The organism is Extensimonas vulgaris (genome assembly GCF_003337425.1).
In the GTDB taxonomy this organism is placed as follows: domain Bacteria; phylum Pseudomonadota; class Gammaproteobacteria; order Burkholderiales; family Burkholderiaceae_C; genus Extensimonas; species Extensimonas vulgaris.
The window spans coordinates 1-20550 of sequence record NZ_QPJU01000008.1; the positions used below are offsets into that span (position 1 = coordinate 1).

Below are 20550 nucleotides of genomic sequence, written 5' to 3' on the forward strand. Positions count from 1 at the left end.
GTTGACGATGGGCTCGTCGCTGTGCGCAAGCCAGTCGAGCACGAAATTGCTGCCGATGAAGCCGGCGCCGCCGGTGACGAGGAGGGTCATGGGGTGGGAGCGTCGTGATTGGACGATGCGTACGAAAAACCGGGATGGGCTTCCAGGAAACGCCATCTTGCTGCATGAGTTTACCAAGAGCATTGCGCAACATGCCGTGAGCCTGTCAGAAATTTTGTGTGTGAGGCATACCATAGCCACAAGGAGTATGTATGCCAAGCAAGACAAAGACAGCCGCGACAGCGGACAAAGTGACCCATCCGGCCATCCCGGCGGAACTACTGGAAGAGTTGATTCCCGGGCCAGTGACCCCGGCGCAGCTCGAAGACGTTTTCCAGCGGTTCAAGAAAGCCTTCATCGAACGCGCTCTTGGGGCCGAGCTGAGCCAGCACCTTGGCTACGCGACGGGCCAAGCCAAGCCCGCAGACGCAAGCAACCACCGCAATGGCAAGAGCGCCAAGACGGTATTGACGGACAGTGGCCCGCTGGCCATCGAAGTCCCCAGAGACCGCATGGGGACGTTCGAGCCCCAGCTCATCGGCAAGCACGAGCGGCGCTTCACAGGCTTTGACGACAAAATCATCGCCATGTACGCCCGTGGCATGACGGTACGCGAAATCCAAGGCTACCTCGCAGAAATGTACGCAATGGATGTTTCTGCCGACCTCATCAGTCGCGTGAGCGACGCCGTGATGAGCGAAGTGACGACCTGGCAGACACGCGCGCTGGAGTCCATGTACCCGGTGGTGTTCTTCGACGCCTTGCGCGTGAAAATCAAAGACGATGCCGTGGTGCGCTCCAAGGCAGTGTTCCTGGCTCTGGGCATCTTGCCCGATGGCAGCAAAGACATCCTGGGCCTGTGGATAGAGAACACGGAAGGCGCCAAGTTCTGGATGAAGGTGTTCAACGAGCTAAAGACCCGGGGCTGCAACGACATCCTCATTGCGGTCACCGACGGACTGAAGGGCATGTCCGAAGCACTGGCGGCGGTGTACCCTGACACCACCCTGCAGACCTGCATCGTGCACCTGATCAGAAACAGCCTGGACTATGCCAGCTGGAAGGAGCGCAAAGGCCTTGCCGCGGCCCTCAAGCCCATCTACACGGCAGCCACCGCAGAGGCGGCACAGGCCGAATTGGATGCGTTTGCCCAAGGCCCCTGGGGCGCCAGGTTTCCTACGGTGGCAGCGGCCTGGCGAAGGGCATGGGACAGGGTCACTCCCTTCTTTGCCTTCCCGCCCGAGGTGCGCCGGGTGATCTACACGACCAACGCCATTGAGAGCGTGAATGCCCAGCTGCGCAAGATCATCAAGACCAGAGGACATTTCCCCAGCGATGAGGCCGCCACCAAGCTGATCTGGCTGGCGCTGCGCAACATCACCGCAGACTGGGGCCGTGCGGCCAACCATTGGAAGGCCGCCATGAATCAGTTTGCGATTCTTTACGAGGAGCGATTTACGAGCAGGAGGGCTTGATAATGACCGCGTCCAGCACCACCGAGCGAGCAGCCGCCCCAAGGGGGGTTGCGCATGAGTACATGGCGCAACCGGCGGGGCCTCCGGCGGCCTGGCAGGGGCCTTGATAGAAAATTTCCAAACCGCCTCACACACAGAAATTCGGACACTCCCCATGCCGTAGGGCCCACGTTCGAGTGCCGCATCCCTGAGGGTTGCAGAGAATCCATCCGCTCCGCTTGTTGCTCATGCCCCGAGCCGTTCTGCGGTTCTGGTCGAGGAGTACGAGCAGCCGCACACGCTATCCGGCAGGTGATTTCTGCTCGGAGCCGTGCGTGTAAGATGTACAAAGTTCTGCACTATCTTCGTCACCCGGAGGCCCCCCATGGCAATCTCAGCCAGCGACGTAATTCCCCTGTCTCACGCGCGTGCCAATTTTTCAGAATTGGCAGAGGACGTTCGAGCGGGTGCTGAGAAGATCATCACCAAAAACGGCGAAGCGTTTATTGCCATCATCAATGCGAAACGCCTCGACTATTACCACCAATTAGAGCGCGAGCGCATCCACCTGCTGCTTATTGACGAAGCATCCAAGGGCTTGGAGGACATGGCAGCAGGACGCACGCAGGATGCCCGTGCAGCACTGACCGCCATCAAAAAACGTCGAGCCGCTTGAACCCAGATTGTTCATTAGGACGCGGGATGGTGGCGAGGCGGCTGGCGTGGCAGTTTGGTCGCGGGTGAGAAGTCCATGGCCAGTGCCATGGACGCCGAAGCCGCGGCCGAAATGACCGGCAGACGTCCGCCAACGCCCGCGTAGGTGCGCAGCACCGCCTAATGGACTATCTGGGTTGAATCACATGACCAACCGCGTCACCATCAAGATCACCGCCAACTTCGAGCGGAACTTGGCTGACATCGAACAGTTCTTGATCGAAGCAGAAGCTCCCCAGGCATTCGATGTGTTGATCGACGAGTTGCTCGGCACGGTGTTGCCCAACTTGGAGCAGTTTCCAAACAAATTTAGGCAGACCTTTTTTCAATCGTGCTGTGGGTTCAGCGGAGGCCACCAACGTCATCGCCGCGTTGAGGGCCAAGCTGGCTGCTGGTGTGGGCAATTCCGTTGCCAGATTGCGTGAATACGTGATGACCCACTATCTGGTGCTGTACGTGCAAGTTGACGACGCCCTGTTCCTGCTGTCGATCAAACACCACAAACAACTGTCATTCGACTTCGAGGGGCATTGGGGAGGAAGCGCGTGAATCTGGTGTGCTGCAACAATGCCAAGACGCAAGCATGGCTCCCGCAGCAGCCAGGCGTCAAAAAGTCAGGAGGTCGTGAGACGAAACGGGGTCTGAGGCAGGTTACGGGGGTGAGTGGCCATGGGGTCAGTCAGGAGCCCGCAGCAAAAAGCCCCGCATCGTGCGGGGCTTTGAGTGCCTCACAACCCGGCCGGGCGAGTTGGGAGGTCTTGTTCTGGCGGAAACGGAGGGATTCGAACCCTCGATGCGGCTCTACACCGCATACTCCCTTAGCAGGGGAGCACCTTCGGCCTCTCGGTCACGTTTCCAATGAGTCGGTGATTATGCCTTAGATCAGGCGCCGCGGCGGCATATTTTCGGTGATTTTCAGCAGTTTCATGCCGCGGCCGGTTCCTGGTCGAGGTCGAAGGCGCGGTGCAGCGCGCGCACGGCGAGTTCCATGTATTTCTCGTCGATCACGACCGAGGTTTTGATCTCGGAGGTGGAGATCATCTGGATGTTGATGCCTTCTTCGCTCAGTGTGCGGAACATCTTGCTCGCCACGCCCACGTGGCTGCGCATGCCTATGCCGACGATGCTCACCTTGCAGATTTTGGTGTCGCCTATGACGGCCTCTGCGCCCAGCTTGGGTAGCACCTTTTCCTTGAGCAGATCGACGGTGCGCGCATAGTCGTTGCGGTGCACGGTGAAGCTGAAGTCGGTTTTGCCGTCCTTGCTCACGTTCTGGATGATCATGTCCACCTCGATGTTCGCGTCCGCCACGGCGCCGAGGATCTGGTAGGCGATGCCGGGCTTGTCGGGCACGCCGAGCACGGAGATCTTGGCCTCGTCGCGGTTGAAAGCGATGCCGGATACCAGGGCTTGTTCCATGTTTTCGTCTTCCTCAAAAGTGATCAGCGTGCCCGAGCGGGCCTCTTCTTCGATGGGGATGTCCCAGGGCGTGAAGCTCGAGAGCACGCGGATGGGCACCTTGTATTTGCCCGCGAACTCGACCGAGCGGATCTGCAGCACCTTGGAGCCCAGGCTCGCCATTTCGAGCATTTCCTCGAAGCTGATGCTGCGCAGGCGCCGCGCCTCGGGCACCACGCGCGGGTCGGTGGTGTAAACGCCATCGACGTCGGTGTAGATCAGGCATTCGTCGGCTTTGAGCGCTGCGGCCACGGCCACGGCCGAGGTGTCGGAGCCGCCGCGGCCCAGCGTGGTGACGTTGCCCTCGCTGTCGATGCCCTGAAAGCCCGTGATGATGACCACCTTGCCCGCGGCCAGGTCGGCGCGCACGCGCTGGTCGTCGATCGATTCGATACGTGCCTTGGTGAAGGCGCTGTCGGTGCGGATGGGCACCTGCCAACCCGCGTAGCTGACGGCGTCCACGCCTTCGGCCTGCAGCGCGATCGCGAGCAGTGCGGACGAGGCCTGTTCACCGGTGGCGGCGAGCATGTCGAGCTCGCGCTGGTAAGCCGGCATGACGCGCGCCGGCGCGAGTTCTTTGGCCAGGCCGAGCAGGCGGTTGGTTTCGCCGCTCATGGCGCTCGGGACGACCACCATCTGGTAGCCCGCGCGCGCCCATTTGGCCACGCGCTTGGCGACGTTGCGGATGCGCTCGGTCGAGCCCATCGAGGTGCCGCCGTATTTGTGAACGATCAATGCCATAAAAAAGCCTGAAAAACCGCCGCAAAAACTACTACCGCATGAGGCTCAGCTTGCGCCGGCGGGGGGCGGAAAAAGCGCAGGATTGTACCAATCGAGACGCTCATCCACGCGCACCACGAAGCCGCGTCCAACCTTGATGTGGATGCGCTGGCCGCGCGTTTGGCACGCGGCGATCTGGCGCTGCAGCTCTTGCAGCTGGGCGGCGCTGGGCGTGGTGTGGTGAGCGCTGCGCAGCCAGTGGCGCAGCACGTTGGCCTGGCGCTCGGGCCCCAGCGTTTGCAGTGCGGCGATTTGCGGCGGCGTGCCCACGAGCGCCAGGTCTTCCCGGGCCAGCTCATGCAGCAGGGCGCTGGCCTGCGCGGCGTGCGCGGCCGAACGCGCGAAGGTGTCGCGAAACGCCGGGAAGGCCGCCTCGAGCGCGGGCAGCACGCGCGCGCGAATGCGGTTGCGCGTGTAGCGCTCGTCGGCGTTGCTCGGGTCTTCGATCCAGCCCTCGCCCTGCGCGCGCAGCCAGGCGCGCACGTCGGCGCCGGCCACGCGCAGCAAGGGGCGCCACCAGTGCAGGCCGCCGCGCTGCCAGTGCGCGGGCATGGACGCAAGGCCCGCCACGCCCGCGCCGCGCGAGAGCGCGAGCAGCAGGGTTTCGACCTGGTCGTCGGCGTGCTGCGCCAATGCTATTGATTGAATAGCTACATGCGCACGGCTATCCTTGGCTACAGCCTCAAAAGCCTGGTATCTGGCGCGGCGGGCGGCGTCCTCGGGGCTGGCGCCGCGCGCGGGCCGCGCGTCGATGCGCTGCAGGTGCAGCGGCACGCCGAGGCGCGCGCACAGCGCGATGCAGTGGCGTTCGAAGTCGTCCGCTGCCGCCTGCAGGCCGTGGTGCACGTGGATCGCCTGCACCTGCCCCGGCCAGCGGCGCACGCAGGCCAGCAGCAGCGCGCTCGAATCGGCACCGCCGCTCAGGCCCACGGCCAGCGGCAGCTGCGGGGCGAAAGCCCGCATGGCGGCGTCGAAGGATTGCGTCATGGCAAGAGGCAGGGCGCGATGCAGGGCGCGAAACCCGCAGCACGCGCAAAGTTACAGCGTGGCAGAGGCATCAGCGAACGAGAAAAAGGGGGGCCGCTGCTGCTGGTCCGTGCAGCGCCCGGCGGCCTGCGCGTGCTGTGCGCCCAAAGTCCGACAGGCTGCTAGGAGCCTGTCGGACTTTGGAATCGTCGGCTGCGAATGCGCCGCAGCGGCCCATTTTTTACCGTCTTCTTGCCCCATAGTCCCGCTATGGGGCGGCGAATCCGGCAAAAACTGGACTCGCTGGGGCACCTTCTCGCTTTCGACGTCCAAAGTCCGACAGGCTCCTAGTGCAGTGTTCGACGCTATCTGCGACATAAAACCGCGTCTTTTCGGCCCGGGCCGCGTTGCAAATCCTCGCGATACCACCCGGTATCGCTGCGGTTTGCGCCTTGCTCAGACCAAAAATCCATCGGTTTTATTTGTCGCATCAAGCGTCAAACACTGCACTAGGCATTGCACGGCGCAACGCCCGTGTGGGTCATGCGCTTTCGGCCTTGGTGTCGTTGAAGCGGCCGCAGCTCTTGAGGCGCTCGTAGCGGCGCTCGACCAGTTCTTTGGGCTTGAGATCGGCCAATTGGCGGTAGGCGTCGCCGAGCGCGCGCTTGAGAAAGGCCGACATTTGCTTGGGGTCGCGGTGCGCGCCGCCCACGGGTTCGCTGACGATCTTGTCGATGAGCCCGAGCGCCTTGAGGCGGTGCGCCGTGATGCCCAGGGCTTCGGCGGCGTCCTGGGCTTTTTCGTTGGTTTTCCAGAGGATGGAGGCGCAGCCCTCGGGGCTGATGACCGAGTAGATCGCGTATTGCAGCATCAGCACCTGGTCGCCCACGCCGATCGCGAGCGCGCCGCCCGAGCCGCCTTCACCGATGATGGTGCTGATGATGGGCACTTCGAGTTGCGTCATCTCGAAGATGTTGCGCCCTATGGCTTCGGACTGGCCGCGCTCTTCGGCGTCTATGCCGGGGTAGGCGCCGGGAGTGTCCACGAAGGTGAACACGGGCAGGTGGAATTTTTCCGCCGTTTTCATGAGGCGCAGCGCCTTGCGGTAGCCCTCGGGCTTGCTCATGCCGAAGTTGCGCAGCGTGCGCTCCTTGGTGTCGCGCCCTTTCTGGTGACCCAGCACCACGCAGGCATGGCCGTTGAAGCGCGCCAGGCCGCCGACGATGGAGAGGTCGTCAGCGTAGTGGCGATCGCCGTGCAGTTCGACGAAGTCGGTGAAGATGTCGCGCACGTAGTCGAGCGTATAGGGGCGCTCGGGGTGGCGCGCGATCTTGGTGATCTGCCAGGGCGTGAGGTGGCTGTAGATGTCTTTGGTGAGCTGCTGGCTTTTTTTGCTGAGCTGTTCGATTTCTTCCGAGATATCGACGGCGCTCTCGTTTTGCACGTAGCGCAGCTCTTCGATTTTGGTTTCGAGTTCGGCAATGGGTTGCTCGAAGTCGAGAAAGGTTTTTTTGGCCAACGTCGTTCTCCTAGGGGGCGCGTGCCATCAAGGCATGCGAATGTCCCGCGCTGCCAGGCTGCAAGCGGGGATGGGCAGGTCAATACACCACGGGCAGCGGGTCGAGCGAGCGCCAAATATACCAAGTCGCCACGCTGCACCAGGGCTTCCAGGCCTCGGCTACCTCGCGCGCATCGCTGCGGCTCACGGGCTCGCCGGAAAAGTAGTTACGGCTGATGCCTTTGAGCAGGCCCACGTCGTCAAGCGGCAGCACGTTGGGGCGCATGAGGTGAAAGATCAGGAACATTTCGGCCGTCCAGCGGCCTATGCCGCGGATCGCCACGAGTTCGGCGATGATGGCATCGTCCTCCATGCCCGACCAATCCTTGACATGCAGCTGCCCTTGCTCGAAGTGCAGCGCCAGATCGACCAGGTAATCGACCTTGCGCGCCGACAGGCCCGCCGCGCGCATGTCGTCCACCTTGAGGCGGAGCACGTGCGCCGGCGTCATGCGCTCGGGCAGCGCGGCAAAGCGCTCCCACACCGACTGCGCAGCCTTGACCGAGATCTGCTGGCCGACGATGCTGCGCGCGAGCGTGGAAAAGGCGTCGCCGCGCGAGGCGAGCCGCGCGTCGCCAAATTGCGGGATCAGGCGCTTCATGACCCGGTCTTTGCGCATGAGGTGCTTGCACGCATCCGCCCAGTAATGCGGCGTGGTGGGGGCTGGCGTAAAAGGCGTGGCGGGTGACGCTTGCGCTACGTTTTCAGAAGCTGTCATGGCACATTCCACGGGCGCTGAAGGCATATTTCATATAAAAAGGCGTCAGAGGCTGAAAGTTATTCGGCCGCGGCGGAAATGTTTTCAGCCTCAGCGCACGGCCTCCCAGGTCGTGCCCGTGGGCGAATCCTTGAGCGCGATGCCCTGGGCCAGTAGCTCGGCGCGGATGCGGTCGGCTTCGGCGAAGTTTTTGGCTTTTTTCGCGGCGGCGCGCGCGGCGATCTGCGCCGCGATGGCGGCCTCGTCGAGGCCCGCGCCAGCGCGCAAGAAGGCCTCGGGGTCGCCCTGAAGCAGCCCCAGGCAGCCGCCCAGCGCCCGCAGCAGCCCCGCGAGCGCGGCCGAGCGCGTCCGGTTCACCTCGCTCGCGAGCTCGAACAGCACAGCCACGGCCTCGGGCGTGCCGAAGTCCTCGTCCATCGCGGCCTTGAAGCGCGCCGCCCAGGGATTGGACCAGTCGATCTGCGCGGGCGCGGTGGGCTGGGCGAGCGCGTTGGGCGCCACCAAACTCAGCGCCGTGTAGAGCCGCTTGAGCGCCTGGCGCGCGTCGGCTAGGTGCGCGTCGCTGTAGTTGAGCGCGCTGCGGTAGTGCGTGCGCACGAGGAAAAAACGCACGGTTTCGGCGTCGTAGCGCTGCAGCACCTCGCGGATGGTGAAGAAGTTGCCGAGCGACTTGCTCATTTTTTCGTTGTCCACGCGCACGAAACCGTTGTGCACCCAAAAGCGCGCGGGCGGCTTGCCCGTGGCGCCTTCGCTCTGGGCGATTTCGTTTTCGTGGTGCGGAAACTGCAGGTCTGCGCCACCACCGTGGATGTCGAAGGTCTCGCCCAGCGTCGCGCAGCTCATGGCCGAGCACTCGATGTGCCAGCCCGGGCGGCCCGGGCCGTAGGGGCTGTCCCATTGGGCCTCGGGCGGCTCCTCGGGCTTGGCGGACTTCCAGAGCACGAAGTCCAGCGGGTCTTGCTTGTCGTCGCTCACGGCCACGCGCTCGCCCGCGCGCAACTCGTCGAGCGACTTGCCCGAGAGCTTGCCGTAGCCGGGGAATTTGCGCACGGCGTAGTTCACGTCGCCGCTGCGCGCGCGGTAGGCCAGCCCTTTGCGCTCGAGCGTGCCTATCATGGAAAGCATCTGCGGGATGTAGTCGGTGGCGCGCGGCTCCAGGGTGGGCGGCTCTATGCCCAGCGCGGCCGTGTCGGCGTGCATGGCGACGGTCATTTCGTCGGTCAGCGCGCGGATCGTGATGCCGCGCTCGAGCGCGCGGCGGATGATTTTGTCGTCGATGTCGGTGATGTTGCGCACGTAGGTCACGCGCCAGCCGCTCGCCTTGAGCCAGCGCTGCACCACGTCGAAGGCCATCATCATGCGCGCATGGCCGATGTGGCACAGGTCGTAAATCGTCATGCCGCACACGTACATGCGCACATGGCCGGCTTCGAGCGGAGAAAACTCCTCCAAGGCACGCGAAAGCGTGTTGTAGATACGCAAGGTCATGAAAATTCAGAAAAAAACCGCACGGGGGCTATGAGGGATGGCCGTCGGGCGCTCGGCCACTGCGCTTCGCTGCGGGCAAAAAACCACCGTGACGCAGGCCGCTGCCAGGCCCCAAGAGCCGCCCGGCACGACGATAGCGCAGCATGGCCATGACAACCCCTTCGCTACAATCCGCGGCAGTATAAGGCCCGCCCCTGACCCCCAAAGCCCCTGGCGCGCGCCCCGATTCGTCCTTGTTTACCCTATCTTCTTCGCTCATGAAGCCTGCCCATCTCACTTTCTCATGGCTGTTGCGCCTGCTGGCCCTGGCGGCATTGCTGGCTGGTGGAATGGCGCAGGCGCAGACCGTCGGGGACTACGCCGCCATCACCCAATTGCTCAAGGCAGGCAAACCCGCCGAGGCGCTCACGCAGATCGAGCAACGCCTGGCCGCCAACCCGCGCGATCCGCAGCTGCGCTTTTTGCGCGGCGTGGCGCAGTCGGATGCGGGCAAAACCGAAGAGGCGATCGCCACCTTCACCCAGCTCACGCAGGACTACCCCGAGCTGCCCGAGCCCTACAACAACCTGGCCGTGCTCTATGCGCAGCAAAACCAGTTCGACAAGGCGCGCGTCGCGCTCGAGATGGCGGTGCGCAACAACCCCTCCTACGCCACGGCGCACGAGAACCTCGGCGACATCTATGCGCGCCTGGCCCAGCAGTCCTACGCCAAGGCTTTGCAGCTCGACCCGAACAACGCCACGGTCAAGCCCAAGCTGGCCTTGCTGCGCGAGCTGTTTCAGCGGCCGGCAGCCAGCACCCGCACCCCAGCCTCGGCACCGCGCAAGTAAGCCTTTTTGCGCAGGTCGCATCGGTGTGCGATACCCAACGCAGCCTCCACTGAGGCGTCTGTGCGCTGGCAAGCTGGCAAACTGCGACATCTCCTTTACGAGTTTTCCATGTTTTCCAAACGAAAAACCCTTTTTACCGTTGCTGGCATTGCGCTGGCAGCTCTTGTTTCAGGAGTTCCTGCGGCGCTCGCGCAAACCGCGCCGCGCGTCCAGCTCACCACCAGCATGGGCGAGATCGTGCTCGAATTGAACCCCGCCAAAGCGCCGCGCACCGTGGAGAATTTTTTGCAATACGTGCGTGAGCGGCACTACGACGGCACGATCTTCCACCGCGTGATCGACGGCTTCATGATCCAGGGTGGCGGCTTTACGCCCGACATGCAGCAAAAACCCACGCGCGCGCCCATCGTGCTGGAGGCCCGCAACGGCCTGAAAAATGAGGCTTACACCGTGGCCATGGCGCGCACCAGTGATCCTCATTCGGCGACCTCGCAGTTCTTTATCAACGTCAAGAACAACCCCATGCTCGACGCCCCGCAACCCGACGGTTACGGCTACGCCGTGTTCGGCAAGGTGGTGCGCGGCATGGACGTGGTGGACAAAATCAAGGCCGTGCCCACGGGCAACCGCGGCATGCACCAGAACGTGCCGCTCACGCCCGTGACCATTCTTTCCGCCACCGAAGTCAAGTAACCCCCCTCCTGTTTTTTCAGAGAAAGCAACCCCATGAGCAATCCTCGCGTCGAACTGCACATCGCCGGCTACGGCACCATCACGCTCGAACTCGACGCCGACAAGGCGCCCAAGACCGTGGCCAACTTTTTGTCCTACGTGCAAAAAGGCCACTATGACAACACCATCTTCCACCGCGTGATCCCCGGCTTCATGATCCAGGGCGGCGGCTTCGAGCCCGGCATGCAACAAAAGGCCACCGATGCGCCGATCGAGAATGAAGCCAACAACGGCCTGAAAAACGACACCTACACCATCGCCATGGCACGCACCAGCGATCCGCACTCGGCCACGGCGCAGTTTTTCATCAACGTGGCCGACAACGGTTTCCTGAACTTCACCGCGCCGACCGCTCAGGGCTGGGGCTATGCCGTGTTTGGCAAGGTGGTCGGCGGCACCGAGGTGGTGGACAAGATCAAGGCCATGCCCACGGGCCGCAAGGGCTTTCACGACGACGTGCCCAAGACCGACGTGGTGATCGAAAAGGCGGTCGTGCTCTGATTCTTTGCTGCCATGCAGCCTGCCCTGCCGCGCTTCGAGGAACTCGTCGCTCCTGCGGGCTGGCGCACGCTCGACTTCATCTCCGACCTGCACCTGCAGGTGCAGGATCGTGCCACGTTTGCCGTCTGGCGCGACTACATGCAACGCGCGCAGGCGAGCGCGCTGTTCATCCTCGGTGACCTGTTCGAAGTCTGGGTTGGCGACGATGCGATCGAAGATGTTGCAGATCAGGCCCAGACGCCCGACGCCCGCAGTTTCGAGGCCGAGTGCTGCGCCATCTTGCGCGCCACGGCGCAGCGCCTGCCTGTGTATTTCATGGTAGGCAACCGCGACTTTCTGGCCGGCACCGGCTTTGCGCGCGCCTGCGGCCTCACGCTGCTGGCCGACCCCACGGTGCTGGTGTTTGCCGGGCAGCGCATCTTGCTGAGCCACGGCGACCAGCTCTGCGTGGACGACGTGGACTACCAGCGCTTTCGCACCCTGGCGCGCACGCCCGAGTGGCAGCAGCGCTTTCTGGCCCAGCCTTTGCTTGCGCGCCGGGCCCAGGCGCGCGGCATGCGCGCACAAAGCAGCGCGCGCAAACAATCAGGCGCCTGGTATGCCGACGTCGATGACGCCGCCGCGCGCGCCTGGCTGCACGCCGCGCAGGCGCAGTGGCTGCTGCACGGCCACACGCACCGCCCGGGCGAACACGCGCTCGCGCCAAAGGGTCGGCGCGTGGTGCTCAGCGACTGGGACATGGCCGCATCGCCGCCGCGCGCCGAGGTGCTGCGCCTCGACGCCCAAGGCTTCGTGCGCCACGATCTGACGCGCGAAGCATCGTCGCAAGGCTGAACAAAAAGCTCCGATCCGTAACCATGGCGACGTTCTGGCAGGCTTGGCGGCGCAGCGCGCAGGCGCTGCTTGCACGCTGGCGTGGCGTGCCGGAAATCGATCCGGCGCTGTGGCAGCAGACGCTGCGCACCTATCCCTTTCTTTCTGCCCTGGCGCCCGGGGATCAGGACAAGCTGCGCACCCTGAGCTCGCTGTTTTTGCAGCAAAAAGAGTTCCATGGCGCGCACGGCTTGCAGGTGAGCGACGCCATGGCGCTGCAGGTGGCCGCGCAAGCCTGTGTGCCGTTGCTGCACTGGGGGCCGCCCGAGCGGGCGCTGCGTTGGTACGATGACTTCGTGGGCATCGTGCTGCACCCCGGCCCGGCCGTGGCGCGACGCGAGTTGATGGATGAGGCGGGCGTGGTGCACCGCTACCGCGAAGTGCTCACCGGCGAAGCCATGCAGCAGGGCCCCGTGATGCTCAGCTGGCCCGACGTGGCCGCGGGTGCGCACACTGCCGCGCAGGGCACGAACGTGGTGATCCACGAATTCGCACACAAACTCGACATGCGCGACGGCGCAGCCGACGGCTGCCCGCCGCTGCCCAAGGGCTTCATGGGCGCACCCAGCGCGAAGGCCGCGCGCGCCCGCTGGCACGCGACCTGGGCGCCAGCCTACGAGGCATTTCGTGAGCGCGTGATCCTGGCCGAACGCTTCGGCGCCGACTGGCCCTGGCTGGACGCCTACGCAGCCACGGGCCCCGCGGAGTTTTTTGCCGTGGCCTGCGAGGCGTATTTCGTGAACCGCACCCGCTTCGCGCAGGAGTTTGTGGCGCTCGTGCCTTTGCTGGAGGCATTTTTCGAGCCTGAGCGCACCTGAGCCCCGCGAGCTCCAGCTCTCTGGACATGGGCAAACGAGAATGCAGCGAGGTGTGCTGCCATGGAACGAACGCCTTGCCCAACCCCGATTGGCGTCAGTCGCGCCGCTATGGCGCAACCACCTGCAAGGCCGCGTTCTTCCAGGCCTGCGCAGCGGCCTCGGCGTCGCCGCGCTGCTCGGCGAGCGTGGCCAGGTGACGCCAGGCACTGGCGCGCAAGCTCGCGTCGTGCAGCTGCGCCACGGCCTGGGTGAGCAGTTGCTGGGCCTTGCCCCAGAGATCGCGGCGCAGGCAAGCCACGCCGGCGAGGTACTGCAGGCGGCTGTCGCGCGGGTTGGCCTGCTGCGCGGCTTCGATGCGCGCGAGCCAGGCGGCGTCCAGGCTGTCCAGGCTGGCTTCGAGCGTGCGCACGAGTTTGAGAGCCTGCGCGTCCGGCAAGGCGTGCGGCAACTCCACCAGGCGCTCCCATGCCGGTAGCAGCCAGGCGCGCACTTGCGCTGGATCTCCGCCCAAAGCCGCCAGGCGCTGCGCGGCGTGGATGGCGAGCTCGGGCATGTTGCGCTCGGCGGGCTCGAGCGAAGCCCAGAGCTGCTGCAGCTGGGCGGCGTCGTGCGCGCCATCGAGCAGATTGGTGGCCAGACTGCGCAAAATGCCTTGCGCCGCGGTGGCCGAGAACGCGCGGTGTTTGGCGAGCAGGCGCGCGGTCTCGAGCGCTTCGGCCGTATGGCCCGCAAGGCGCGCCGCCTTGAGCTTGATGCGCAGCGCCAGCGTGCGCCGCGCCGCGCCGTGCGGCAGTGCGGCCAGTTGCTCCAGCGCAGCGGCGGGGTCGCGGTCGTCGAGCGTCCAGCGTGCGGCGCGCAGTTGCACGCCTTCGCGCAGCTCCTGCACGCGCACCGGGCCTTGCGCCGGCAGGTTTTCGAGGGCCTCGCGCAGGTGGGCTTCGCGCGTGGTGCGATCCTGCAGGGCGTGCGAACCTTCGGCAGCGACCACGTGCGCGAGCGTGCGCAGCGCGACGGCATGGGCCACGCTTTCACCGCCAGCTTGCAGCGCCTGTTCCTGCTGCAGCGCAGCGTCGGCGGCGCGGCGTGCGCGCACGAAGCGCCCGGCGAGCAGGTGCGCCAAGCCATCGAGCAAGGCGCCGTGCATGGCGCGCTCTTTTTGGCGCAAGCGCCAGCGGCGCGCCTCGCGCGGCAGCTCGAGCAGGGCCGCGAGCGCGCGCAGGGCTGCGTACAAGGTGACGAAGCCGAGCACGAGCAGCAACAGCACGAGGTTCAGCGACAGGTCGATGCGGTACGGCGGCCAGAACAGCGTGACGCTGCCCTGGTTGGTGCCCGCAAAAAGGGCCGCGGCCGCGGCCACGCCGAAAAGGATCAAAAACCACAGTGCGGCGCGCATGGGTCAGGTCTCCAGCGTTTCAACGCCCGGCTGCGGCCGTGGCGAGCGCGGCCAGCGTGTCGTCCACGCGTGGCAGTTCGGCGGCCTTGATGCTCGCCTGCGCCTGCTGCAAGAGCGTGGCGACGTTTTGCGTGCGCCGCGACGTGGGATCGAAGTATTTGTTCAAGGCTGCGCTCGCTGCCGCAAGGTCGGCACGCGCTGCGTCGTACTGGTGTGCGAGCAACGCCAGGCGCGCGTTGAGCAGCTTGAGTTTGAGGTTTTCACGCAGGAAAAAGGCTTGCTCCGGAGCGAGCAGCATGGCTTCGGGCTGGTCAATGCGGCGCACACGCACGAGCTGACGCGCTTCGTCTTGCATCCTTTGCCAGACGTTTTGCAGGGCGGCACGCCACCAGGGCAAAGCCCCGCCCCCGTCCGCGCTGGAGGTTTGCTGGCCAGCGCGCGCCAGGCGATGGGCGCTGCCCGCCAGGGCGACGTCGTTTTGGACGGGCAAGTCATCGACCAAGCGCACGAGTTCGTCGAGCCGCGCAAGCAAACCGGCCGTATCGGTGACATTGGCACGCGCGAGCCGGTCGAGGTCGCGTGCAATGGCGCGTTGCACGGGCGCCAAGCGCGGCTGGGCGGCGCGCTCTATGCGTTGCTGGGCGCTCTTGAGCGCGGCCACGAGCGGCTCCAGACTGCCTGTGAGCTGCGCTTGCTGCTGCGCGAGGCGCAGCGCTGCGTCGATGTCCACCACCAGGTTTTCGTCCCGCGAGCGCGACAGGCTTTGGATCAACTCTTCGAGCTGGGTACGCTGCAGCGCGACCTCGCTCATGCGCGCCTCGAGCACGCTCAGGCGCGCTACCGCGTCGCGCGCCTGCTCCTGGGCCTGGCGCGCCAGCGTGCGGGCTTCGACCGCCTGGGCACTGGATTCGGCCGACTGGCGTGCCAACTGCTCCTGCATGCCGCCGAGCTTTTGCCACAGCAGCACACTGCTGACCAGGGCAGCGACGGCGAGGGCCGCTGCCGCGACCAGCACATAGGCCTGCAACCCGGTGCGGGACGCCGCCGGGGCCGGTGCATGGGCGGGCTGGGCCGTCCACGAAGACTGCGGTGCGGGCGCAGGGGAAGGCGGCACAGGTGGTGCGGGTGGTGGAAGGGGAGAAGAAGAAGGGGGCGGCAAGGGGTGCTGCGCAGACGCTGCTGCGACAGGGGCAGCAGCAGGCGGCGTGGCAGCGCCAGGGCTGGCAGGAGCGGCCGCTGCGGCAGGGTTGCCGCTGGAATGGCCAGAAGGGGGCACGGAGCTCATGGAGCCGATTCTATCGAGGCGCCCAGCGCGGCCACCACGTCTTGCACCGTGGGGCGGCACTCGCGCACCTGCCCGAAACCTGCGGCGCGCGCGGCGGCGGCGATGCGCGGGTGCGTGGCGAGCGCACGCGCCTGCGCGAGCGGCAGATCGGGCAGGGTCTGGCGCAGATGGTGCACGGCCAAGGAGCTGCTGAGCAGCCACCAGCTGCGCGCCGCCACGGCCGCATGCGCGCGGCGCACTTGCTCGGGGCTCCAATGGGGCGCGGCGCGCTCGTAGGCGACCACGGTTTCGACGACGCCACCCGCAGCCTCGATCTGCTGCGCGAGCCAGTCGCGCCCCTGGCCTTTGCGCCCCGCGGCTGCGTTGGCGCTGCCGGCCTCGCGTCCGCGCACCACGAGCACGCGCGCGCCCGGCTGCACCTGGGGCGCCACGCGCTGCCATAGCGCCTCCGAGTCGAACTGCGCGGCCTCGGCGGGCGGGGCGTCCAGCCGCGCCGCAGGCCAGCCGGCCTGCAGCAGCGCGCGCGCCGTGCCGGGGCCGGGCGCCCATGCTCTCGTAGACATAGCTGCAAGCGCAGGTATTTCGGGCGCTAAAGCCAGATTTGGCATCAAAAAATGGCGCACCGCGGGCACGCTCACGAACATCACGGCCTGGTAGTGCGCGAGCCGTGCGTGTGCCTGTCGCAGTGCGGCCTGGCTCGCAGCATCCTGGCACGCAGCGATGTCGATCAAGGGCAAGGCGGCGGCGCGGATGCCCTGCGCCTGCAGCTGCGCGATCCAGCGCGCGGCCTCGATCGCAGGGCGGGTGACGAGGACTTGCACGCCCCTGCCTTCGTCCATGCCCTGCGCCTGCGCCGTCATGCCGCGCTGCTGGGCACGCCGGTGGCAGCGGGCTCCGTCATGGCCGTCATGGCCATCGTGGTCTCCATCGCCCCACGCGCGCGCAGGCTCGCGGCGACCTGCATGCCCAGCGCCTCGGCTTCGGCATGGCTTTGCACCGCGGCGGCAGCGCTTGCGCGCACCAGCGGCACGCGGCCTTCGGGGTCGCCCCAGGCGGCGTCGAGCTGCAGCTGGCTTTGCACCCAGCGCGCGTGCGCGGCCAGCGGCATGGAGCAGCTGCCGCCGAGCGCACGGCTCACGGCGCGCTCAGCGCTCACGGCGAGCCAGGTGGGCGTGTGCGCGAGCGGCGCGAGCGCGGCGATCAGGTCGGCGCGATCGCTGCGCACTTCGATGCCCAGCGCACCCTGGCCCGCGGCGGGCAGCATCGCCTCGGGCGTGAAGATGCTGCGGATGCGCGCGCCCAGGCCCAGGCGCTTGAGGCCCGCGGCCGCGAGCACGATCGCGTCGTACTGCCCTTCGTCGAGCTTGCGCAGCCGCGTGTCGAGGTTGCCGCGCAGCGGCGTGATGCGCAGGTCAGGCCGCAGCGCCTGCAGCAGCACCTGGCGGCGCAGGCTTGAGGTGCCGAGCACCGCGCCTGCGGGCAGCTCGTCCAGGCTCGCGTAGCGCGGCGCGACGAAGGCGTCGCGCGGGTCTTCGCGCTCGAGCACGCAGGCCAGCGCAAAGCCCTCGGGCAAGTCCATGGGCACGTCCTTGAGCGAATGCACGGCGATCTGCGCCCGGCCCTGCTCGAGCGCCACCTCGAGCTCTTTGACGAACAGCCCCTTGCCGCCGACCTTGCTCAGGCTGCGGTCGAGGATCTGGTCGCCCTGCGTGGTCATGCCCAGCAGCTGCACGCGGTGCCCGCGCGCCTGCAACAGCGCCTGCACGTGCTCGGCCTGCCACAGCGCGAGGCGGCTTTCGCGCGTGGCGATCACAAGAGAGGAGGAGGATTCGGTCGGGGTCATCGTGCGCGCGAAGGCAAAAGTGAAGACGGTCTGCCGCAGGCAAAAAAGAAGCGGTGGATGCTAGCATGGGCCACCGCGGTCCTCTGGCGTGCCAGGAGCCTGTCGGACTTTGGAATCGTCGGCTGCGAATGCGCCGCAACGGCCCATTTTTTACCGTCTTCTTGCCCCATAGCACCACTATGGGGCTGCGAATCCGGTAAAAACTGTCCTCGCTGGGGCGCATTCTCGCTCTCGACGTCCAAAGTCCGACAGGCTCCTAGGCGCCATGGTTACCGCCGCGGCAAAGGGCATTTCCTGTGAAAAAAACCGACAAAGACTTTCCCCTGATCCAGGACATCCGCCTGCTCGGGCGCATTTTGGGCGACGTGATCCGCGAGCAGGAAGGCGTGGCCGCGTTCGAGCTCGTCGAGCAGGTGCGCAAGCTCTCCGTGGCCTTCCGGCGCGACGCCGACCAGGCGGCCGACCAGGCGCTCAAGACCCTGCTCAAGTCGCTCACGGGCGACCAAACCGTGAGCGTGATCCGCGCCTTCACCTACTTCAGCCATTTGGCGAATCTCGCCGAAGACCGCCACCATATCCGCCGCCGCGCCGTGCACGAGCGCGCGGGCGAGACGCAGGAGGGCAGCGTCGAAGTGGCGCTCGCGCGCCTGCGCTGGGCCGGCATCGCGCCGCAGACCATTGCCGAAACGCTGGCGCACGGCGTCGTCTCGCCCGTGCTCACGGCGCACCCGACCGAGGTGCAGCGCAAAAGCATCCTCGACGCCGAGCGCGCCATCGCCCAGTTGCTGAACCAGCGCGACGACATCCTCGTGCGCGCGCAGCTCTACCACAGCGCCAAGGACGCGCTCACCCCGCGCGAGCTCGCGACCAACGAAGTCCAGCTGCGCGCACGGGTGGTGCAGCTGTGGCAAACGCGCCTGCTGCGCTTCAGCCGCCTCACCGTGGCCGACGAGATCGAAAACGCGCTCTCGTACTACGAATCGACCTTTTTGCGCGAAATCCCCAAGATCTACGCGATGCTGGAAACTGCGCTCGGCGATCTGCCCGTGCCGAGCTTTTTGCGCATGGGGCACTGGATTGGCGGCGACCGCGACGGCAACCCCAACGTCAACGCCGACACCTTGCAGCACGCGCTGCGCCGCCAGGCCGACACGGCGCTGCGCCACTACCTGCGCGAAGTGCACTTTCTGGGCGCCGAGCTGTCCATGTCGGCACGCCTGGTGCCCATCACACCCGAAATGGCCGCGCTGGCCGAGCGCTCGCCCGACACCAGCGTGCACCGCCAGGACGAGCCCTACCGCCGCGCGCTCACCGGCATTTATGCGCGCCTTGCCGCCACGCTCAAGGAGCTCACCGGCGGCGAGGCCGCGCGCCACGCCGTCGCGCCGCAAAACCCTTATGCCAGCGCCGAGGAATTTCTTGCCGACCTGCGCGTAATGGAAGCCTCGCTGCGCGCGCACCACGGCACCGACCTCGCGCGCGAACGTCTGCACCCCTTGATGCGCGCTGTGCAGGTGTTTGGCTTTCACCTTGCCACGGTGGACTTGCGCCAAAGCTCCGACCAGCACGAGGCCGTGGTGGCCGAACTGCTCGCCGTGGCACGCCTGGAGCCCAACTACGCAGCGCTGCCCGAGGACGCCAAATGCACGCTGCTCATGCGGCTGCTGAACGACGCACGCCCTCTGCGCGTGCTCGATGCACCGTATTCAGCCACCACGCGCAGCGAACTCGCGATCTTCGAGACCGCGCGGCAGCTGCGCGCACGCCACGGCCCCGAGGCCATACGCCACTACATCATCAGCCACACCGAGTCGGTGAGCGACCTGCTCGAGGTGCTGCTGCTCGAAAAAGAAGTGGGGCTGCTGCATGGCACGCTCGACGAGGCGGCGCACAACGAGCTCATCGTCGTGCCCTTGTTCGAAACCATTGCCGACCTGCGCAACGCCGTGCCCATCATGCGTGCGTTTTACGCCCTGCCCGGCATCGCCACCATGGTGCAGCGCAGCGGCGCGGGCGAACAGGAAATCATGCTCGGCTACTCCGACAGCAACAAAGATGGCGGCATCTTCACGAGCAACTGGGAGCTGTACCGCGCCGAAACCGCGCTCGTGGAGCTGTTCGACCGCATCGCGCAGCAGCACCGCATCCGCTTGCGCATGTTCCACGGACGCGGCGGCACCGTGGGGCGCGGCGGCGGGCCGAGCTACGAGGCCATCCTCGCGCAGCCGCCGGGCACGGTGCGCGGGCAGATCCGCCTGACCGAGCAGGGCGAGGTGATCGCGTCCAAATATTCCAACCCCGAAATCGGCCGCCGCAACCTCGAAACCCTGGTCGCAGCCACGCTCGAAGCCACGCTGCTGCAGCCGACCAAGCCCGCGACGGCCGCCTTCCACGCTGCCGCAGAGCAGCTCTCGGCCGCGAGCTTTGCCGCCTACCGCGCGCTGGTCTATGAGACGCCGGGCTTTGCCGAGTATTTTTTCCACGCCACGCCGATCCGCGAGATTGCCGAGCTCAACATCGGCTCGCGCCCGGCCTCGCGCAAGCCCTCGCAGCGCATCGAAGACCTGCGCGCGATTCCCTGGACTTTCAGCTGGGGCCAGTGCCGCATCTCGCTGCCGGGCTGGTACGGCTTTGGCTCGGGCGTGCAGTCCTTCATCGAGCAAGAAGGCAAAGACCCGAAAGCGCAGCTTGCGCTGCTGCGCAAAATGTTCCGCCACTGGCCGTTTTTCCGCACCCTGCTGTCCAACATGGACATGGTGCTGGCCAAGAGCGACCTCGCGCTGGGCGCGCTCTACAGCGAGCTCGTCGCCGACTTGCAGCTGCGCGCGCGCGTATTCAGCGCCATCGAGGCCGAATGGCAGCGCACCACCGACGCGCTGTACCGCATCACGGGCGACAAACAGCGCCTGGCGCACAACCCTGCGCTCGCGCGTTCGATTCGCTATCGCTTCCCCTACATCGACCCGCTGAACCACCTGCAGGTCGAGCTGCTGCGCCGCTGGCGCGCCGGGCCGGGCGACGAGCGCGTGCATACGGGCATTCATCTCACGATCAACGGCATCGCTGCAGGCTTGCGCAATACCGGATGAGGCGAGACACG

At 66.1% G+C, this 20550-nt stretch carries 18 protein-coding genes, 1 tRNA gene and 1 pseudogene; 9 read left to right on the plus strand and 11 right to left on the minus strand.

The features are described from left to right. Positions 1 to 251: 251 nt before the first annotated feature. The 3 genes from DFR45_RS10935 to DFR45_RS10945 all read left to right on the plus strand — a co-directional run bounded on the left by DFR45_RS10935 (position 252) and on the right by DFR45_RS10945 (position 2632). Positions 252 to 1514 carry an IS256 family transposase gene (locus DFR45_RS10935; protein ID WP_114483790.1) on the plus strand — a complete coding sequence of 421 codons (1263 nt, stop codon included), beginning with the start codon at positions 252 to 254 and terminating at the stop codon, positions 1512 to 1514. A gap of 364 nt (positions 1515 to 1878) precedes the next feature. Beyond that, the gene (locus DFR45_RS10940) at positions 1879 to 2169 is read left to right on the plus strand and encodes a type II toxin-antitoxin system Phd/YefM family antitoxin (RefSeq protein ID WP_114483791.1); all 291 of its coding nucleotides are present in this window, start codon (positions 1879 to 1881) and stop codon (positions 2167 to 2169) included. 184 nt (positions 2170 to 2353) lie between these two features. Continuing rightward, positions 2354 to 2632: a hypothetical protein gene (locus DFR45_RS10945; RefSeq protein WP_338324294.1), complete on the plus strand. Its 279-nt coding sequence runs from the start codon at positions 2354 to 2356 to the stop codon at positions 2630 to 2632. A gap of 339 nt (positions 2633 to 2971) precedes the next feature. Here DFR45_RS10945 and DFR45_RS10950 read toward each other — a convergent pair. The 7 genes from DFR45_RS10950 to cysS all read right to left on the minus strand — a co-directional run bounded on the left by DFR45_RS10950 (position 2972) and on the right by cysS (position 9175). Further along, positions 2972 to 3064 (minus strand) — tRNA-Ser (locus DFR45_RS10950). 67 nt (positions 3065 to 3131) lie between these two features. Next, positions 3132 to 4406, minus strand: coding sequence for an aspartate kinase (locus DFR45_RS10955; protein ID WP_114483792.1), 1275 nt, complete (start codon positions 4404 to 4406; stop codon positions 3132 to 3134). 45 nt (positions 4407 to 4451) lie between these two features. Beyond that, positions 4452 to 5432: a tRNA lysidine(34) synthetase TilS gene (gene tilS / locus DFR45_RS10960; RefSeq protein WP_114483793.1), complete on the minus strand. Its 981-nt coding sequence runs from the start codon at positions 5430 to 5432 to the stop codon at positions 4452 to 4454. A gap of 51 nt (positions 5433 to 5483) precedes the next feature. Next, the gene (locus tag DFR45_RS10965; protein WP_114483794.1) at positions 5484 to 5672 is read right to left on the minus strand and encodes a hypothetical protein; all 189 of its coding nucleotides are present in this window, start codon (positions 5670 to 5672) and stop codon (positions 5484 to 5486) included. A 280-nt stretch (positions 5673 to 5952) separates the two neighbouring features. Next, positions 5953 to 6930, minus strand: coding sequence for an acetyl-CoA carboxylase carboxyltransferase subunit alpha (locus DFR45_RS10970; RefSeq protein WP_114483795.1), 978 nt, complete (start codon positions 6928 to 6930; stop codon positions 5953 to 5955). A 79-nt stretch (positions 6931 to 7009) separates the two neighbouring features. Further along, positions 7010 to 7687, minus strand: coding sequence for a DNA-3-methyladenine glycosylase family protein (locus DFR45_RS10975; RefSeq protein ID WP_114483920.1), 678 nt, complete (start codon positions 7685 to 7687; stop codon positions 7010 to 7012). Between the two features lie 90 nt (positions 7688 to 7777). Continuing rightward, a complete protein-coding gene (cysS, locus tag DFR45_RS10980; protein WP_114483796.1) occupies positions 7778 to 9175 on the minus strand; it encodes a cysteine--tRNA ligase in 1398 nt (465 codons plus the stop codon). A gap of 257 nt (positions 9176 to 9432) precedes the next feature. Here cysS and DFR45_RS10985 point away from each other — a divergent pair. The 5 genes and pseudogenes from DFR45_RS10985 to DFR45_RS11005 form a co-directional block, all read left to right on the plus strand. Then, positions 9433 to 9996, plus strand: a pseudogene (locus DFR45_RS10985) (tetratricopeptide repeat protein); the annotation flags it as partial. A gap of 117 nt (positions 9997 to 10113) precedes the next feature. Beyond that, a complete protein-coding gene (locus tag DFR45_RS10990) occupies positions 10114 to 10698 on the plus strand; it encodes a peptidylprolyl isomerase (RefSeq protein ID WP_114483798.1) in 585 nt (194 codons plus the stop codon). 33 nt (positions 10699 to 10731) lie between these two features. Beyond that, the gene (locus DFR45_RS10995; protein WP_114483799.1) at positions 10732 to 11238 is read left to right on the plus strand and encodes a peptidylprolyl isomerase; all 507 of its coding nucleotides are present in this window, start codon (positions 10732 to 10734) and stop codon (positions 11236 to 11238) included. A 12-nt stretch (positions 11239 to 11250) separates the two neighbouring features. Further along, positions 11251 to 12072, plus strand: coding sequence for a UDP-2,3-diacylglucosamine diphosphatase (locus tag DFR45_RS11000; protein WP_114483800.1), 822 nt, complete (start codon positions 11251 to 11253; stop codon positions 12070 to 12072). A 23-nt stretch (positions 12073 to 12095) separates the two neighbouring features. Beyond that, a complete protein-coding gene (locus DFR45_RS11005) occupies positions 12096 to 12929 on the plus strand; it encodes a M90 family metallopeptidase (protein WP_114483801.1) in 834 nt (277 codons plus the stop codon). A 106-nt stretch (positions 12930 to 13035) separates the two neighbouring features. Here DFR45_RS11005 and DFR45_RS11010 read toward each other — a convergent pair whose 3' ends face one another. Genes DFR45_RS11010 through hemC form a run of 4 tightly spaced genes read right to left on the minus strand, consistent with a single transcriptional unit; the run spans position 13036 to position 17450 of the window. Further along, the gene (locus DFR45_RS11010) at positions 13036 to 14322 is read right to left on the minus strand and encodes a heme biosynthesis protein HemY (protein ID WP_114483802.1); all 1287 of its coding nucleotides are present in this window, start codon (positions 14320 to 14322) and stop codon (positions 13036 to 13038) included. A gap of 19 nt (positions 14323 to 14341) precedes the next feature. After that, complete coding sequence (locus tag DFR45_RS11015; RefSeq protein ID WP_114483803.1) at positions 14342 to 15607, minus strand: uroporphyrinogen-III C-methyltransferase; 1266 nt, start codon at positions 15605 to 15607, stop codon at positions 14342 to 14344. Beyond that, entirely contained in the window at positions 15604 to 16467 is an 864-nt protein-coding gene (locus DFR45_RS11020) for a uroporphyrinogen-III synthase (RefSeq protein ID WP_241659437.1), read from the minus strand. The genes DFR45_RS11015 and DFR45_RS11020 overlap by 4 nt, the downstream gene beginning before the upstream one ends. Beyond that, the gene (gene hemC / locus DFR45_RS11025; protein WP_114483804.1) at positions 16464 to 17450 is read right to left on the minus strand and encodes a hydroxymethylbilane synthase; all 987 of its coding nucleotides are present in this window, start codon (positions 17448 to 17450) and stop codon (positions 16464 to 16466) included. The genes DFR45_RS11020 and hemC overlap by 4 nt, the downstream gene beginning before the upstream one ends. Before the next feature lie 296 nt (positions 17451 to 17746). On the opposite strand from hemC, the gene ppc reads away from it, so the two are divergent. After that, positions 17747 to 20539: a phosphoenolpyruvate carboxylase gene (gene ppc, locus DFR45_RS11030; protein ID WP_114483805.1), complete on the plus strand. Its 2793-nt coding sequence runs from the start codon at positions 17747 to 17749 to the stop codon at positions 20537 to 20539. Positions 20540 to 20550 lie beyond the last annotated feature (11 nt).

Coding starts and splice junctions, on each gene's coding strand:
- DFR45_RS10995 (WP_114483799.1), top strand. CDS start 10,732: ATGAGCAATCCTCGCGTCGAACTGCACATCGCCGGCTACGGCACCATC.
- DFR45_RS10955 (WP_114483792.1), bottom strand. CDS start 4,406: ATGGCATTGATCGTTCACAAATACGGCGGCACCTCGATGGGCTCGACC.
- DFR45_RS11005 (WP_114483801.1), top strand. CDS start 12,096: ATGGCGACGTTCTGGCAGGCTTGGCGGCGCAGCGCGCAGGCGCTGCTT.
- DFR45_RS11000 (WP_114483800.1), top strand. CDS start 11,251: ATGCAGCCTGCCCTGCCGCGCTTCGAGGAACTCGTCGCTCCTGCGGGC.
- DFR45_RS11020 (WP_241659437.1), bottom strand. CDS start 16,467: ATGACGGCGCAGGCGCAGGGCATGGACGAAGGCAGGGGCGTGCAAGTC.
- hemC (WP_114483804.1), bottom strand. CDS start 17,450: ATGACCCCGACCGAATCCTCCTCCTCTCTTGTGATCGCCACGCGCGAA.
- DFR45_RS10940 (WP_114483791.1), top strand. CDS start 1,879: ATGGCAATCTCAGCCAGCGACGTAATTCCCCTGTCTCACGCGCGTGCC.
- DFR45_RS11010 (WP_114483802.1), bottom strand. CDS start 14,322: ATGCGCGCCGCACTGTGGTTTTTGATCCTTTTCGGCGTGGCCGCGGCC.
- tilS (WP_114483793.1), bottom strand. CDS start 5,432: ATGACGCAATCCTTCGACGCCGCCATGCGGGCTTTCGCCCCGCAGCTG.
- DFR45_RS10945 (WP_338324294.1), top strand. CDS start 2,354: ATGACCAACCGCGTCACCATCAAGATCACCGCCAACTTCGAGCGGAAC.
- DFR45_RS10975 (WP_114483920.1), bottom strand. CDS start 7,687: ATGACAGCTTCTGAAAACGTAGCGCAAGCGTCACCCGCCACGCCTTTT.
- DFR45_RS11015 (WP_114483803.1), bottom strand. CDS start 15,607: ATGAGCTCCGTGCCCCCTTCTGGCCATTCCAGCGGCAACCCTGCCGCA.
- DFR45_RS10965 (WP_114483794.1), bottom strand. CDS start 5,672: ATGGGGCAAGAAGACGGTAAAAAATGGGCCGCTGCGGCGCATTCGCAG.
- DFR45_RS10935 (WP_114483790.1), top strand. CDS start 252: ATGCCAAGCAAGACAAAGACAGCCGCGACAGCGGACAAAGTGACCCAT.
- DFR45_RS10990 (WP_114483798.1), top strand. CDS start 10,114: ATGTTTTCCAAACGAAAAACCCTTTTTACCGTTGCTGGCATTGCGCTG.
- cysS (WP_114483796.1), bottom strand. CDS start 9,175: ATGACCTTGCGTATCTACAACACGCTTTCGCGTGCCTTGGAGGAGTTT.